This window comes from Pseudomonas sp. BLCC-B112 (assembly GCF_028550695.1).
GTDB classification, from domain to species: domain Bacteria; phylum Pseudomonadota; class Gammaproteobacteria; order Pseudomonadales; family Pseudomonadaceae; genus Aquipseudomonas; species Aquipseudomonas danubii.
Window position 1 is genome coordinate 59,091 of record NZ_JAQQGK010000010.1, and the last position, 15,011, is coordinate 74,101.

Here is a 15,011-nt window from a genome sequence, read left to right on the forward strand (position 1 = left end):
CGTGGCAATCATCAGCAAATGGGCGAAATCCATCGCCCGGGTCCTGGAAAGCAGTTTCAGCGTCAGCAGCACCATCGCCAGCCACTCCGGGGTCCTTGGCGACGCCCGGGAGAGTTTCATCCGTGACGTCCTCAAGCGTTTTCTACCGAGCAACATCAGCATCGGTGCCGGGCAGATCATCGACGCCCAAGGCGGCATCTCCAAGCAGATCGACCTGATCATCTACCGCAACGATTTCCCCACGCTGCGCACCTTCGGCTCTGCCGACGTGTACCTGATCGAAGGGGTGATCGCCACCGTGGAGGTCAAGTCCCAGCTCAACGAAAAGAGCCTGTTCGAGGCCCTGGAGAACGGCAAGTCGGTGCGCAACCTCAAGCCCTCGGTGCTGCGCCATTCCCTCGACGAGTACAGCGCGCGCATCTATGACCGCGACTATCAGAACCTCACGGTCTCGCAGATGAATTCGGTCATGGGCCTGGTGCTGCCGCCAGCGTATGTGTACGGCTATCAAGGCTATCCCGGCGCCAGCCTGGAGCAACTGCGCAACAGCCTGAACACCTGGCACAACCTCCCCGACCGTGCCGGTGAACTGGACGTGACCCTAATGCCCGAGGTCATCGCCACCCAGGGCTGTGTGACCCTGAAGAACCTCAACAACCACCTGGCCCTGCCCCGGCCCGGCGCTGCCGACCTCGAAGCCTGTCGCCAGAGCTACAACACGGCCATGTCCAGCAGCATGAGCAAGCAGGAATTCTTCGCCTGCTTTCGCGAAAGCAACGCTGAGAGCTTCGACTACGGCATCGCCATCAAGGCCTACGAAACGCCGCTGCAGTACCTGATTTCCAGCTTGCTGGAGGCGGTGACCTCACGCATCGGCTACCAGCAACTGGGGGGGACGGCGATCCAGTACAACCTGTTGAAATACCACCTGAGTGAAGAGATGGAGGGCGGCTGGTCCGGCGCCGCGATCAACCTGACCCGGGTACGTGATCCCAAGCTGGATCTGGCGGGCAAGTTCGGCCTGTGGAAGGCCAGGACCTGAAGCCATCGACAGCCCCCACAGACCGTCCCCCCGCAGGAGCCGGCTTGCCGACGAAAGCGATCCTGAGGCCGCCGTGGAGAATCGGCAGACCGCGGCGCGGCGGTTCGCTGGCCAGCCGGCGCCTGCCGGCCACGCCGTATTTCAGCGCCGGGCACCCGGCAGCATGCGCTTGAGGGTGTTGTCGCCTACCCAGTAGTGGTGGAACAGCCCGGCCACGGCATGCAGGCCGATCAGCCAGTAGCCGGCGCTACCCAGTTGCTCGTGCCAGTGCTTGAAGAATCGCGCCTGATCAGGGTCCACCGTCACTGGCGCGGCCGGCAGGAAGAACTCGAAGTAAGGCACGGGCTTGCCCGCCGCCGAGAGCATCAGCCAGGCCAGCAGCGGCGTGGCAATCATCAGTGCATAAAGGACCAGGTGCATCAGGTGCGACAGCCCGGTCTGCCAGGCAGAGGGCGCCGGCAAGATCGGCGGTCGCGGTTGCAGGCGGGCCACCAGGCGAATCCACACCAGGGCGAAGATGCTGATCCCGAACAGGCTGTGCAGCCCGAGAAACGGCCCCCGGGCCGTACTGCCCTTGGGCATCAGCCCCTTGAGTTCGATGCAGGCATAGACGCCGACGAACAGCGCCAGCATCAGCCAGTGCATCAGGATCGACAGTCGCGCGTAACGCGATGGTACGGATTGAGCAGTCATACACAGTCCTCACGGTGGTTCGGGACGCCCGAGTCATTCAGGTCGTCGCAGGGCCCGCGCAACGCCTTCTTCCGTCGCTCGGGTGCGCCACCTTGTGTTGCCAGCCTTAAGGCAACCTGAAGAGCGCAAAAAATGTCTTTTGGCCATCTTCAGACTTCGTTAAGAAAGCCTGCCGATACTCCTCCCCAACATGCCTCGGGAGGCTCTGCATCCATGCCTGGTTTTGACTGGAACATCCATCTGCCCCTCAACTTCGGCCGGGACTGCGCCACGGCCCTGAGCCTGGCCCGCAGCCTGCCCGGGGAGGTTCAGCGCCCCGTCTTCGAAACCTACGTCAGCCAGCGATTCCAGCAGGTCCACGGCGCCACCATCCGTCAGTTCATGCCGGAGCTGTTCGGCTTGAGTGATCCCCAGGGCGCGCTGTGCGCCGTCGCCGGGGTGCGCCTGGCCAGCAGCGGCCCGCTGTTTCTGGAACGTTATCTGGATGCACCGATCGAGGAGTTGATCGACTTCGCCGCCCAGCGTCCGACGACGCGTCAGGGCGTGGTGGAAGTGGGCAACCTGGCGGCCAGCGACACCGGCAGCGCACGCCTGTCCATCATCGCCATCACCTGGCTGCTGGCCATGGGTGGCCTGGAGTGGGTGGCGTTCACCGGCAACATCGGCCTGGTCAACAGCTTTCATCGCCTGGGCCTGCGCCCCTTGACCCTGTGCGCGGCCGATCCCGAGCGCCTGGGTGAAGAGCGGCATCACTGGGGCAGCTACTACCAAAGCCAGCCATCGGTACACGTGGGCAGCATCCGCGCAGGCTTCATCCACTTGCGCAACATGGGGATGTTCAACCGCCTGGGCCTGCCGGAGTCATTCGAGGAGAACACCCATGTCGCCTGAAGTGCAGCGCTTCAAGGAAGCACTACGCAAGCACGCCGAAGAAAAGACCGCCCACATTGCACTCTGGGGCGATCGCCTGCGCCTGGACTACGCCTCCCTGTATGCCGAGGTGATCGACCGCCAGCAACGGCTGCGCGAAGCACAGGTAAACGTGCTGGCCCTGGCCCTGGACAACGGCCCGGAACTGCTGCTCTGGGACCTGGCGGCCCTGTTCGAGGGCCTGACCTGCCTGACCCTGCCGCCCTTCTTCAGCGCTGCCCAGCACCAGCACTGCCTGGAACAGAGCCGCGCCGAGCTGCTGCTGGCCGAAGACGGCCAGGAGGCGCCACTGCAAGCCGCCGGCTATGAGCGCCAGGGCGAATTCTGGCGCCGACGCTTCGATGGACCCTCAATCCTGCCGCCAGGCACCGCGAAACTGACCTTCACCTCCGGCACCACCGGCACCCCCAAAGGCGTGTGCCTGGGCGCCGACAGCCTGCTGCGGGTGGCCCGGGAACTGGAACAGGCCAGTCACTCCAGCAACCCGCGCCATCACCTGGCGCTGCTGCCCCTGGGGATTCTCCTGGAAAACCTGGGCTGCTACGCCGCGCTCTATGCCGGTGCCACCCTCAGCCTGCCGAGTCAGAAAACCCTGGGCATCCAGGGCGCCAGCGGGGTCGACGCGCCCACCTTGCTCGGCTGCCTGGCCCAGCGTCAGCCCGAAAGCCTGATCCTGGTGCCGCAGTTGTTGCTGTTGTTGGTGGGGGCCGCCGAACAGCGCCTGTTCAATCCCGCCAGCCTGCGCTTTGCCGCCGTGGGCGGGGCCAAGGTCTCGCTGGAGCTGCTGCAACGCGCCCAGCGCCTGGGCCTGCCGGTGTACGAGGGCTACGGGCTGTCGGAGTGCGCCTCGGTGGTGTGCCTCAACCGTCCCGGCGCACACCGCCCAGGCAGCGTAGGCCAGCCCTTGCCCCATGTCCGAGTGCACCTGGCCGCCGACGGCGAGGTGCTGATCGAGGGCTCGCTGCTGCTGGGCTACCTGGGTGAACCCGAGCGGGTCGAGCGCTGGTGGCACAGCGGCGATATCGGTGAGTTCGACAGCGATGGCTACCTCTATCTCAAGGGCCGCAAGAAGCATCAGTTCGTCACCAGCTACGGGCGCAACGTCAACCCTGAATGGGTCGAAGCCGAACTGACCCAGCGCAGCCATATTGCCCAGGCCTTCGTCTACGGCGAGGCCCTGCCTCGCAACCATGCCCTGCTCTGGCCCCATCGGCCAGACTGCAGCGACAGCCAACTGGACGCCGCCGTGGCCCAGGCCAACGAGGCCTTGCCGGACTACGCCCAGGTCCACCACTGGACCCGCCTGCAGCAACCCTTCACCCCAGCCAACGGCCTGCTCACCGCCAACGGCCGGCCTCGCCGCGAGGCCATCGTTGAACGCTACCGCGACCTGCTCTGCCCTACTGTTCATTCCGAGGAATCATCGTCATGAGTTTTTTCGACAAACTGCAAGCCGCCACCTCCCGGGAACGGGAACAGCTGTTCAGCCTGCCGATCATTCGTGAAGCCCTGGCCGGCCAGGTCAGCCTTGAGGGCTACCGGGCGTTCCTGACCCAGGCCTACTACCACGTGCGCCACACCGTGCCGCTGATGATGGCGTGCGGCGCACGCCTGCCGGAACGTCTGGAATGGCTGCGCGGCGCGGTGTGCGAGTACATCGAGGAGGAGTACGGCCATGAACAGTGGGTGCTCAACGACATCGTCGCCTGCGGCGGCGACCGTCTGGCGGTTCGCGATGGCCGCCCGTCCCTGGCCATCGAGTTGATGGTGAGCTTTCTCTATGACCTGATCGCCCGGGACAATCCGGTGGGACTGTTCGGCATGGTCAACGTGCTCGAAGGCACCAGCATCGCCCTGGCCACCCTGGCCGCCGGCAGCATCCAGGACAGTCTGCAACTGCCCCAGAGCGCCTTCAGTTACCTGGCCTCCCACGGTTCCCTGGACATCGAGCATATGCAGACTTACAAGCGCCTGATGGACCGTCTCGACGACCCTGCCGACCAGGCCGCAGTGATCCATGCCTCGAAGGTGGTCTACCACCTGTACAGCGAGATGTTCCGCGGTCTGCCACGTGTCGGGGAGCGCGCCCATGCGCCTGCCTGAAACCCGTGCCGTGCTCACCGGGGCCAGTGGCGGCATCGGCCTGGCCATCGCCGAGGCCCTGTGCGCCAGTGGCGCCCAGGTGCTGGCCGTGGCCCGGCACAAAGAACCCCTGGAGCCGCTGCTGGCGCGTTACCCGAATCAACTGTGCTGGGTCTCGGCGGACCTGACCTTTCTCAGCGACCGGCGCAAGGTGCTGCTGGCCGCCGAGGCCATCGGTAGCGTCAACCTGCTGATCAACGCTGCCGGAATCAATCACTTCGCCATGCTCGAACAGCTCGAAGACGCCGAGATCAACGCCATGCTGGCGGTCAACATCGGCGCACCGATGTGCCTGACTCGCCTGCTGCTACCGCTGTTGCAACAGGCTTCCAGCGCCATGGTGGTGAACGTCGGCTCCACCTACGGCTCCATCGGCTACCCCGGTTATGCCGCCTACTGCGCCAGCAAGTTCGCCTTGCGCGGCTTCTCCGAGGCACTGCGCCGGGAACTGGCGGACACCCGGGTCAACGTGCTCTATGTGGCGCCGCGAGCCACCCGCACCAGCATGAACAGCCCCGCCGCCCAGGCCTTGAACGATGCCTTGAAAAGCAACGTCGACGATCCGCAGACCGTGGCCAGCGCGGTGGTCCACGCCATTGCCGGCGACCACCGCGAGTTGTACCTGGGCTGGCCGGAACGCTTTTTTGTCCGCCTCAACAGTCTGCTGCCCAACCTGGTGGACCGCGGCCTGCGTAAACACCTGCCGCTGATCCGGCGGCTGAGTATCCGATCCGAACGGGAGCACGAAAAACCATGAAGAACCTGATCAGCGCACTGTTGCTGGGCTGTTTGAGCCTGCCCGCCTGGGCCCTGGATACGGCGGACCAGCAACGTCTCGGCGTCATCCAGCAAGGCTGGGCGCACATTCAGTACCAGGTGCCGGCCGAGCAACGGGCCGCCGCCTTTGAACAGCTGGCCACGCAAACCCGGGCCTTTACCCAGGAGCGTCCAGCGGTCGCCGAAGCCTGGATCTGGTCAGGCATCGTCACCAGCAGTTGGGCCGGAGCCCAGGGTGGGCTGGGGGCCTTGAGCAAGGTCAAGGCAGCCAAGGCCGACCTGGAACGGGCGCTGAATCTGGACCCCAAGGCCCTGCAGGGTTCTGCCTACACCAGCCTGGGTGCGCTGTATGATCGCGTTCCTGGCTGGCCCATCGGGTTCGGCGACGCCGACAAGGCCGAGGAGCTGCTCAAGCAAGCCTTGCAGCAAAACCCCGACGGCCTGGATAGTCTGTACTTCTGGGGTGACCACCTGTATCGCCAGGGCCGCTACGGCGAGGCCCGGGTCGCTTTGCTCAAGGCATTGCAAGCTGCTCCGCGCCCCGGGCGGGAAGTGGCCGACAAGGGCCGGCGCGAGGAGATCCAGGCGCTGCTGGCCGAGGTGGGCAAGAAAATCAAATGATCCAGACAGGACAGGAGTCGTTGTGCGCTTACTACTGATCGAGGACGACCAGCCCTTGGGCGAAGGTATCCACCAAGCCTTGACTCGCGAAGGCTACACCGTGGACTGGCTCAAGGACGGCAGCAGCGCGTTGCATGCGCTGCTCAGCGAAACCTTCGACCTGGCCCTGCTCGACCTTGGCCTGCCGCGCCTGGATGGACTGCAAGTGCTCAAGCGCCTGCGTGACAGTGGCTCGACCCTGCCGGTGCTGATTCTCACCGCCCGGGACGCCACCGAGGACCGTATCGCCGGCCTGGACGCCGGCGCCGACGACTACCTGATCAAGCCCTTCGACCTGGACGAACTCAAGGCCCGGCTGCGGGCCCTGCTGCGGCGCAGTGCCGGGCGCGCCCGGGTGCTGATCGAGCACGCCGGCATCAGCCTCGACCCTGGCACCCAGCAGGTGCACTACCACGGCGAGCCGGTGGCCCTGACACCCAAGGAGTACCAGCTGCTCTACGAACTGCTCTCGCCGCCGGGTCGGGTGATGACCCGCGACCGCCTGGTGCAGTTGCTCTACGGCTGGAATGAAGAGGCCGAGAGCAACACCCTGGAAGTGCACATCCACCATCTGCGCAAGAAGTTTTCCGCCGACCTGATCCGCACCATTCGCGGGGTCGGTTATCTGGTGGAGGAGCGTCGATGAATTCGATCCGCCGACGCACCCTGACCCTGATCATCGGTCTGCTGTTCGCCGGCCTGCTGATTCTGACGACATTCAACCTGCACGACAGCAACCACGAGATCGACGAGGTCTACGACGCCCAACTGGCGCAACATGCCCGGCTGCTGCTGGGCATCATGCGCATGCCCAACAGCAGCGCCGAGCAGGCCCAGCTGTATCACGCCTTCAACCTGGCACTGAGCCAGGCCATGCCCCAGGTCGACGGTCACCCCTACGAAAGCAAGATCGCCTTCCAGGTGTGGGACCGCAAAGGCAGCCTGCTGGTGCGCACCACCAGCGCCCCCGCCCTGGCGGTGCAGCCGCTGGCGCCAGGGTTCGGCAATGAACAGGACGGCAACGACCATCAGTGGCGCACCTTCATCCTGGATGATCAGGATTCCGGGCTGCGGGTCTGGGTCGGCGAGCGAGTCGATGTGCGCAGTGACCTGGTCAACCGCATCATGCGCCACACCCTGTGGCCCAATGTGGTCGGCAGCCTGCTGCTGGTGCTGATGATCTGGCTGGCCATCGGCTGGGGCCTGCGCCCCCTGGCCAATATGGCCGCCCTGCTCCGGGCCCGGCCCAGCGGTTCCCTGGAACCCTTGCACCTGGAACCGCTGCCCAGGGAACTGGAACCCATGCAGGCTGCCCTCAACCGCATGCTGACGCAGATTCAGGAACTGCTGGGCCGCGAGCGGCGCTTCATTGCCGACGCCGCCCATGAGCTGCGCACGCCCCTGGCGGTGTTGCGCGTGCACGCGCAGAACCTGTTGCAAGCCGGCACCGAACAGGAACGCCGGGCCTCCCTGGAATCGCTGATCCTGGGCGTCGACCGCGCCGGGCGCCTGGTCAACCAGTTGCTGACCATGGCCCGCCTGGAACCCAAGGCGCAGATGCCCAGCGAGCAGACCGTGGACCTGGCCCACACCGTGCGCGACAGCCTGGTGCAACTGACCCCGTGGCTGCTGAACAAGGGCCTGGAGCTGTCCTTCGAGGTGGACGAGCGTCCCTATCCGGTTCGCGCTGAAGCGGCCTCCATCGATATTGCCCTGAATAACCTGATCAGCAACGCGGTGAACTTTTCACCGGCCAATGGCGTGATCAGCGTGCGCCTGACCCAGATCGACGAACACTTCGAACTGAGCGTGGAAGACCAGGGCCCGGGCATCGATGAAGGGGAACGCGAGCGGCTGTTCGAGCGCTTCTACAGTCGCGGCAACGTCCACGGCGCCGGCCTTGGGCTGACCATCGTCAGCGTCATCGCCCGCCACCTGGGGGGCCGGATCAGCCTCGACAACCTGCCCCAGGGCGGCCTGCGCGCGACCTTGTCGATTCCCTGCCAGCAACCGCTGCGGCTGGGCAGCGCCTGGACGGCGCGCCGCGAGCCATAGCCCATGGGCGGGCGCCGGGACTGAACGCTCAGTCCGGCGTGGCCTTCCCAGACAGCGCGATCAAGTGCTCGCTGCAGCCGAAGCCGCCCACCGCATCGTCGTACCAGGACACTTCCACCACCGCAATGCAGCCGTCATAGGACTGCCCCACCAGCGTGCCGTCGGCCTTGAACACCCGCAGGTAGCCGCCAACGCTGTACCGCGAGCTGTCGCCATCACCGGGCATGGTCATGGTGGGAATCCAGGTGCGCCAGCTGAACAAGCGGTATTTCTGGTAGTAGAAGGCCTGGTCAGGACTGTAGTCGCGGCCCTGATAAGGCGTGCCGTAGTAGAACGAACCGTAGGCCTGGTACGCCAGGAACAGCGCCAGTGCGGAGCCCAGAATGAGTTTGATTTTTTGCATCGGGAGGGTCGTTCCTTTTACCCGTGGGGTCTTCAAGAGGGGGCAGGTCCAGCAGGCGCAGGCAGGCCTGGACAATCGCCTTGAGCAGGGCCGGGCATGGTCCTCACCGGCGGTGCTCAAAGCGCCGGCATTCTAGAGCAATAGCGGCGCAAAAGAGAGCTGGGAATCCTGCGGTGCAAGGGCTGTCTGGGGCATGGGATCGACGGCAGGCCGGCTCGTTGACAAGCGCCGTGGCAACGCCGACCATCTGCCGCCGTCAGCACTGGCGGATGCCTGGATCGAGGAGTGGCAAGGGTGAAAAGGATGAGCGTATTGCTGTTATCACTGGCCGCTGCCTGCAGCGCGGCCCAGGCCACCAGTGAGGTCGACGCTGCCCGCCAGTCCCTGAAGAACTATGGCCTGGCCAACTGCCTGGCCGAGCGTTTCCCGGAACCCTCGGCCATGCGTCAGGACGTCGGCCACGCCGTCGGCATGTACGGCGTGCTGGGGATAGGCCTGTACAACGTGCTGCAGAACGAAGACACCCTGGAAACCCTGCACAACCCCTACACCGCCACCACCGACTACGTGGCACAAGCCTATGAGCAGGCCTCGGGAAGCAGCAAATACAGCCGCGACAAGGTGGTGCTGCATGCTTGCCTTGAGGTCTACAACTCCCGGGCCTTCGATGAGTTCATCCAGACCCAGGACCGCTATATCCGGCCTAACGACTAAGACGCCGCCCTCCCTACCCGATGTCGCAAAGGCGTTGTTCGAGGTCGAATCCAGCCTGCCGACCCAGCTCGCGCTGTCCATACTCAAGGGCCTTGTCCCCTGGTAATGGAATACCCCTGTGAACCTGCCACCGGTCCTGCCTGACACCGCCCCTGCCCTGGTCAACCCGCTGCGCCTGGATCAGGACGATCTACGGCATTTCAAGGAGCGTGGCTTTATCAAACTGCGCAGCCTGTTGACGCCCGCGGCCATCCTGCAACTGCGCGAGCTGGCCAACAGCCAACTGCGCCCTGCCCCCTCGGGCACCTCGGCCCATGGCGACGGTTTCAGCCGCCTGACCCACCGAGTGACCCAGGTGGGCATCCTCGAACGCCTCTACCGGCAACCGGCCTTCGCCCAGGTGCTGACCCGCCTCACCGGCTGCCGCTTGATCATGAGCGAGGCCCAGAGCTTCGAGCTGGGGGTGGGACGCTCGGGCTTTGCCTGGCACTACGACTCGCTGAACTTTCGCTACATCCGCCCCCAGGACCCGGCCTTCAGTCTGTGGATGCCGTTGCAGCCGATCCGCCCCCAACTGCAAGGTGGCGGCATGGCCTGGGTGCCCCTGTCGCTGTTCTCGGCCCAGGAGAACTTCCAGTTCTCGCGCCTGCTGGCAGGCAAACTGGCACGGGGCGAGTCGGTGGCCGAATTTTCCGCGCACCTGCGCCAGACCTACTGCACGCCCGGGGTGCTTACCGACGCCTTCGAGGAGCAACGCATCGAAGAGGCCTTCGATCCCGGCGACGCTCTGCTGTTCAGCAAATACCTGTGGCACCGCTCCAGCCCCTTGCTGGCCGGCGACCTGGAACGGCGCCAGGCCGTGACCCTGCGCTTGCTGGACTGGCGGGCATGCCTTGATCCACTGCTGCAGGAAGGTGAAACCCGCAGCGCCGGTGGCCTGGGCATGGGCCTGGACGGCGGCCCGCTGAACCCGGTGTCCTACGGCTCGCGCTTCGTCGACATCAAGCCCGGTGCAGCGATCCGCAGTTCGGCCCATTGCGGGCCGATTCTCTGAACCAGGCTAGATCTCGGGCCCCAGCAATACCTGCTGCTGCGCCGCGCACAGCTGCACCAGATAGTCCCAGACCACCCGCAACCGCACCGATTTGTGCAGCTCGCGGCGGGTGCTGATCCAGTAGGCGCGCTGGATGCTCTCGGCCGGCAGCAGCGGCACCAGTTGCGGGTCGGCGGCGGCCATGTAGCACGGCAGCACGGCGATCCCCAGACCGGAGCGGGCCGCTTCCTGCTGGGCGATGACGCTGGTGCTGTGGAACACCACCTGGGGGTTGCGGCAGAAGCTGTTGAGGAACATCAGTTCCTGGCTGAACAAGAGGTCGTCGACATAACCGATCCAGGCGTGGCGCCCCAGGTCCTCGCGGCTGCGCAGGGGCGGCGCGCGGTCCAGGTAGGCCTGGCTGGCGTACAGGGCCAGGCGGTAGTCGGTGAGTTTGCGGGTCACCAGCATGTCGGCATTGGGGCGCTCCAGGTGAATGCTGATTTCCGCCTCGCGGTTGAGGATGCTGACAAAGCGCGGCACCGCCACCAGCTCCACTTCCAACCCCGGATAACGTTCGAACAGGCCATACATGCGGCTGGCCAGGAACTTCACCCCCAGGCCTTCGGTGACGCCGACGCGGATCTTGCCCAGGGGCGCACTGGACTGGGTGATTTCCTCCTGCACCAGCAAAGCGACGTTTTCCATGGCCTCGGCGTGCTTGAGCAGCGCCTCGCCGGCCGGGGTCAGCTCGTAGCCCTGGGCATGCTGGACGAACAGCGCGGTGCCCAGGGCCTTCTCCACCGCCTCGATATGCCGGGCCACCGTGGCGTGGGTGGTGTTCAGTCGCCGGGCCGCGGTGAGCAGGCGCCCGCTGCGTTGCAGCTCGAGGAAGTAGCGCAGATCGTTCCAGTCGAACATGGAAAATCCTGGTCGATGTCGAAGAGGGACGCTGTTAGAAAACGCACAGCAGGTGGGTAAAAACTAACATTCTTTTAACGAAAGCTAACAACTAGGATGAGGGCAAAACAAGAACGAAGAAAAGAGGTCACGGATGCTCCCTGCCTTTGACGCCTACGACTACATCGTGGTCGGCGCCGGTCCCGCCGGCTGTCTGCTGGCCAATCGCTTGTCGGCCAATCCCCAGCACCGGGTGCTGCTGCTGGAAGCCGGCGGCCGCGACAACTACCCCTGGATCCACATTCCCGTGGGCTACCTGTTCTGCATCGGCAACCCGCGCACTGACTGGTGCTTCAAGACCGAAGCCGAACCGGGCCTGCAAGGTCGCAGCCTGAGCTACCCGCGGGGCAAGGTGCTGGGCGGCTGCTCCTCGATCAACGGCATGATCTACATGCGCGGCCAGGCCGCCGACTACGACGGCTGGGCCGCTGAAGGCAACCCGGGCTGGAGCTGGAACGAGGTCCTGCCGCTGTTCAAGAAAAGCGAAAACCACTTTGCCGGGGGCAGCGAGTTGCACGGCGCCGCCGGTGAATGGCGGGTCGAGCGCCAGCGCCTGTCATGGCCGATCCTCGACGCCTTCCGCACGGCTGCGCAGCAGAGCGGCATCCGCAACATCGACGACTTCAATGGCGGCGACAACGAAGGCTGCGGCTACTTCCAGGTCAACCAGAAGGCCGGGGTGCGCTGGAACGCCGCCAAGGCTTTTCTCAAGCCCATCGCCAACCGCCCCAACCTGGTGGTGCTGACCGATGTCGAGGTGCAGCGGCTGATACTCGAGGACGGCCGCGCCACCGCAGTACGGGCCATCAGCCAGGGCCGCCAGCAGACGCTCAAGGCCCGCCGGGAGATCATTCTGTGCGCCGGTTCCGTCGGCTCGCCAAGTATTCTGCAGCGCTCCGGGATTGGTCCGAGCGCGCTGCTGCAGCGGCTGGGGATCGGGGTCAGCCATGCCCTGCCCGGGGTCGGCGGCAACCTCCAGGATCACCTGCAGTTGCGCCTGATCTACAAGCTGGAAAACGCTCGCACCCTGAACCAGATCGCCGGCAGCCTGTGGGGCAAGATGGGCATGGGCTTGCGCTACCTGTATGACCGCAGCGGCCCGCTGTCCATGGCCCCGAGCCAATTGGGCGCCTTTGCCCGCTCGGGACCGGAGCAGACCAGCGCCAACCTCGAATACCATGTGCAGCCGCTGTCCCTGGAGCGCTTCGGTGAGCCCCTGCACAGTTTCCCGGCCTTCACCGCCTCGGTCTGCGACCTGCGTCCGCAAAGCCGCGGCCGGATAGAGATACGCTCCGTGGAACCCGGGGATGCACCGCTGATCCAGCCCAATTACCTGAGCCATCCGGAGGATCTGCGCGTCGCCGCCGATGCCATCCGCCTGACCCGGCGCATTGTCGGTGCCCCGGCCCTGCAGCCGTTCAAACCCAGCGAATACCTGCCCGGGCCGCAGCTGCAGAGTGAGGAACAACTGCATGAAGCGGCGGCGCGCATCGGCACCACCATCTTTCATCCGGTGGGCACCTGTCGCATGGGCAGCGACGCCCACGCCGTCGTCGACGCGCAACTGCGGGTGCACGGCATTCCCGGACTGCGGATTGCCGATGCCTCGATCATGCCGCGCATCACCTCCGGCAACACCTGCTCGCCGACCCTGATGATCGCCGAGAAGGCTGCCGAACTGATTCTCGCCAGCGTCCCCAGGAGTACCGTCCAGCACAAGGAGAACACCACCCCGGCATGAGTGCAGGAGCCGGCTTGCCGGCGAAGGCGCCCCCAAGGCCGGCACCTGGCTCAAGGGCTTCTTCGCTGGCAAGCCAGCTCCTACGCTCGGGAGGTAAACGAAGGTTCATCGCACGGTCGCGGTGAATCGCAACAACGGCGTCGGTCACGGCGCCGGCAGTGGAACAACAACAATAATCACTGTAAGGAAGCACCCTATGTCAGAACACGCTCAGCCTCTCAATGCGTCCCTGGACGACTGTGCCGCCAAGGGCAGTCAGAAGGTGATCTTCGCCTCGTCACTCGGCACGGTGTTCGAGTGGTATGACTTCTTTCTCTATGGCGCCCTGGCGGCGGTGATCAGCAAGCAGTTCTTCGCCGGGGTCAACGACACCACGGCGTTCATCTTCGCCCTCATGGCCTTCGCCGCCGGCTTCGTGGTGCGCCCCTTCGGCGCCCTGGTGTTCGGTCGCCTGGGGGACATGATCGGCCGCAAGTACACCTTCCTCGCCACCATCGTCCTCATGGGAGTGGCGACTTTCGCCGTGGGCCTGCTGCCCAACTACGCCAGCATCGGCATCGCCGCACCGATCATCCTGGTGGCCCTGCGCATGCTCCAGGGCCTGGCCCTGGGCGGTGAATACGGCGGTGCCGCCACCTATGTGGCCGAGCACGCGCCCCAGGGCAAGCGCGGTTTGCACACCAGTTGGATCCAGTCCACCGCAACCCTCGGCCTGCTGCTGTCGCTGCTGGTGGTACTGGCTTGCCGCTATTTCACCGGCGATCAGTTCGAAGTCTGGGGCTGGCGCCTGCCGTTCCTGCTGTCCATCGTCCTGCTGGGCATCTCCACCTGGATCCGCATGAGCCTGCACGAGTCGCCGGCCTTCCTGAAAATGAAAGAAGAAGGCCGCGCCAGCAAGGCGCCGATCCGCGAGTCCTTCGGCAAATGGGAGAATCTCAAGGTGGTGCTGATCGCCCTGTTCAGCATCAACGCCGGGCAAGCGGTGACCTTCTACGCCGCGCAGTTCTATGTTTTGTTCTTCCTCACCCAGTTCCTCAAGATGGACCCGGCCCTGGCCAACAGCCTGCTGATCATCAGCGTGGTGATCGGTGCGCCGATGTTCATCTTCTTCGGCTGGCTCTCGGACAAGGTCGGTCGCAAGCCGGTGCTGATGCTCGGCCTGCTGCTGGCCACCGTGCTGTATTTCCCGATCTTCAAGGCCCTGGCCCATTACGCCAACCCGGCCATCGACCAGGCCAGCCGCCAGGCGCCCATCAGCGTCAGCGCCGACCCGGCCACCTGTACCTTCCAGTTCGACCCGGTGGGCAAGGCGCGCTTCGACAGCCCCTGCGACAAGGTCAAGACCTTCCTGGTGAAACAGGGCCTGCCCTACAGCAGCGTCGCCGCCCCGGCCGGCAGCCCGGTGCAGGTCAGCGTCGGTGACGTGAAGATCAACGGCTTCGACGAGGCGGCCCTGCGTGGCGCGGTGACCCTGGCCGGCTATCCGCAGCAGGCGGACACGCAGAACGTCAACAAGCCCATGGTGGTGCTGTTGATCGTGGCGCTGATCCTGATTGCCGCCATGTGCTACGGCCCACTGGCAGCGCTCATGGTGGAGCTGTTCCCGACCCGTATCCGCTACACCTCGATGTCCCTGCCCTACCACATTGGCAACGGCTGGTTTGGCGGCTTCCTGCCCACCGTGTCCTTCGCCCTGGTGGTGTACACCGGCGATATCTTCTACGGCCTGTGGTACCCGGTGCTGATTACCGGGGTCAGCCTGGTGGTGGGCTTGCTGTGTTTGCGTGAGACCCGGGATATCGATATCGACCACGTCTGACGGGGCCGTTCACGGGCGAGCAGGGTTGCGTAGAAGCCGGCG

At 65.2% G+C, this 15,011-nt stretch carries 15 protein-coding genes; 12 read left to right on the forward strand and 3 right to left on the reverse strand.

The window, feature by feature from the left end:
- The first annotated feature begins 1 nt into the window (after position 1).
- A complete protein-coding gene (locus PQT43_RS24285; RefSeq protein ID WP_272754812.1) occupies positions 2-1,042 on the forward strand; it encodes a DUF6602 domain-containing protein in 1,041 nt (346 codons plus the stop codon).
- Between the two features lie 141 nt (positions 1,043-1,183).
- Here PQT43_RS24285 and PQT43_RS24290 read toward each other — a convergent pair whose 3' ends face one another.
- Positions 1,184-1,735 carry a cytochrome b gene (locus PQT43_RS24290; RefSeq protein ID WP_267269884.1) on the reverse strand — a complete coding sequence of 184 codons (552 nt, stop codon included), beginning with the start codon at positions 1,733-1,735 and terminating at the stop codon, positions 1,184-1,186.
- A 213-nt stretch (positions 1,736-1,948) separates the two neighbouring features.
- Between PQT43_RS24290 and PQT43_RS24295 the strand changes: the two genes are divergently transcribed.
- From PQT43_RS24295 to PQT43_RS24325, 7 genes are read left to right on the forward strand one after another with little or no spacing between them, the layout of a single operon-like run.
- Positions 1,949-2,626: a thermostable hemolysin gene (locus PQT43_RS24295; RefSeq protein ID WP_267269883.1), complete on the forward strand. Its 678-nt coding sequence runs from the start codon at positions 1,949-1,951 to the stop codon at positions 2,624-2,626.
- The gene (locus tag PQT43_RS24300; protein WP_272754813.1) at positions 2,616-4,097 is read left to right on the forward strand and encodes an AMP-binding protein; all 1,482 of its coding nucleotides are present in this window, start codon (positions 2,616-2,618) and stop codon (positions 4,095-4,097) included. Before PQT43_RS24295 ends, PQT43_RS24300 begins: the two co-directional genes overlap by 11 nt.
- The gene (locus PQT43_RS24305; RefSeq protein ID WP_272754814.1) at positions 4,094-4,768 is read left to right on the forward strand and encodes a TenA family transcriptional regulator; all 675 of its coding nucleotides are present in this window, start codon (positions 4,094-4,096) and stop codon (positions 4,766-4,768) included. The genes PQT43_RS24300 and PQT43_RS24305 overlap by 4 nt, the downstream gene beginning before the upstream one ends.
- A complete protein-coding gene (locus PQT43_RS24310; protein WP_110595783.1) occupies positions 4,755-5,564 on the forward strand; it encodes an SDR family oxidoreductase in 810 nt (269 codons plus the stop codon). The genes PQT43_RS24305 and PQT43_RS24310 overlap by 14 nt, the downstream gene beginning before the upstream one ends.
- Complete coding sequence (locus tag PQT43_RS24315; protein WP_115582224.1) at positions 5,561-6,205, forward strand: tetratricopeptide repeat protein; 645 nt, start codon at positions 5,561-5,563, stop codon at positions 6,203-6,205. Before PQT43_RS24310 ends, PQT43_RS24315 begins: the two co-directional genes overlap by 4 nt.
- 22 nt (positions 6,206-6,227) lie before the next feature.
- Positions 6,228-6,890 (forward strand): response regulator, encoded by a 663-nt coding sequence (locus PQT43_RS24320; protein WP_102864368.1) that lies wholly within the window; start codon positions 6,228-6,230, stop codon positions 6,888-6,890.
- Positions 6,887-8,299 (forward strand): ATP-binding protein, encoded by a 1,413-nt coding sequence (locus PQT43_RS24325; RefSeq protein WP_272754816.1) that lies wholly within the window; start codon positions 6,887-6,889, stop codon positions 8,297-8,299. Before PQT43_RS24320 ends, PQT43_RS24325 begins: the two co-directional genes overlap by 4 nt.
- A 28-nt stretch (positions 8,300-8,327) precedes the next feature.
- Here PQT43_RS24325 and PQT43_RS24330 read toward each other — a convergent pair whose 3' ends face one another.
- Entirely contained in the window at positions 8,328-8,702 is a 375-nt protein-coding gene (locus PQT43_RS24330) for a hypothetical protein (RefSeq protein ID WP_213666161.1), read from the reverse strand.
- Positions 8,703-9,005: 303 nt separating this feature from the next.
- Here PQT43_RS24330 and PQT43_RS24335 point away from each other — a divergent pair, with 303 nt between their 5' ends.
- On the forward strand, positions 9,006-9,416 hold the full coding sequence (locus tag PQT43_RS24335; protein ID WP_258381443.1) for a hypothetical protein: 411 nt from the start codon (positions 9,006-9,008) through the stop codon (positions 9,414-9,416).
- Positions 9,417-9,534: 118 nt separating this feature from the next.
- Positions 9,535-10,470, forward strand: a complete 936-nt coding sequence (locus tag PQT43_RS24340; RefSeq protein WP_272754817.1) for a phytanoyl-CoA dioxygenase family protein — start codon at positions 9,535-9,537, stop codon at positions 10,468-10,470.
- A gap of 6 nt (positions 10,471-10,476) precedes the next feature.
- Here PQT43_RS24340 and PQT43_RS24345 read toward each other — a convergent pair whose 3' ends face one another.
- Positions 10,477-11,370: a LysR family transcriptional regulator gene (locus tag PQT43_RS24345; RefSeq protein WP_170003085.1), complete on the reverse strand. Its 894-nt coding sequence runs from the start codon at positions 11,368-11,370 to the stop codon at positions 10,477-10,479.
- Between the two features lie 133 nt (positions 11,371-11,503).
- Here PQT43_RS24345 and PQT43_RS24350 point away from each other — a divergent pair, with 133 nt between their 5' ends.
- Both PQT43_RS24350 and PQT43_RS24355 read left to right on the forward strand, forming a co-directional pair.
- Positions 11,504-13,150: a GMC family oxidoreductase gene (locus tag PQT43_RS24350; protein ID WP_272754818.1), complete on the forward strand. Its 1,647-nt coding sequence runs from the start codon at positions 11,504-11,506 to the stop codon at positions 13,148-13,150.
- A gap of 196 nt (positions 13,151-13,346) precedes the next feature.
- A complete protein-coding gene (locus tag PQT43_RS24355) occupies positions 13,347-14,969 on the forward strand; it encodes an MFS transporter (RefSeq protein WP_110595790.1) in 1,623 nt (540 codons plus the stop codon).
- The last annotated feature ends 42 nt before the right edge of the window (positions 14,970-15,011 follow it).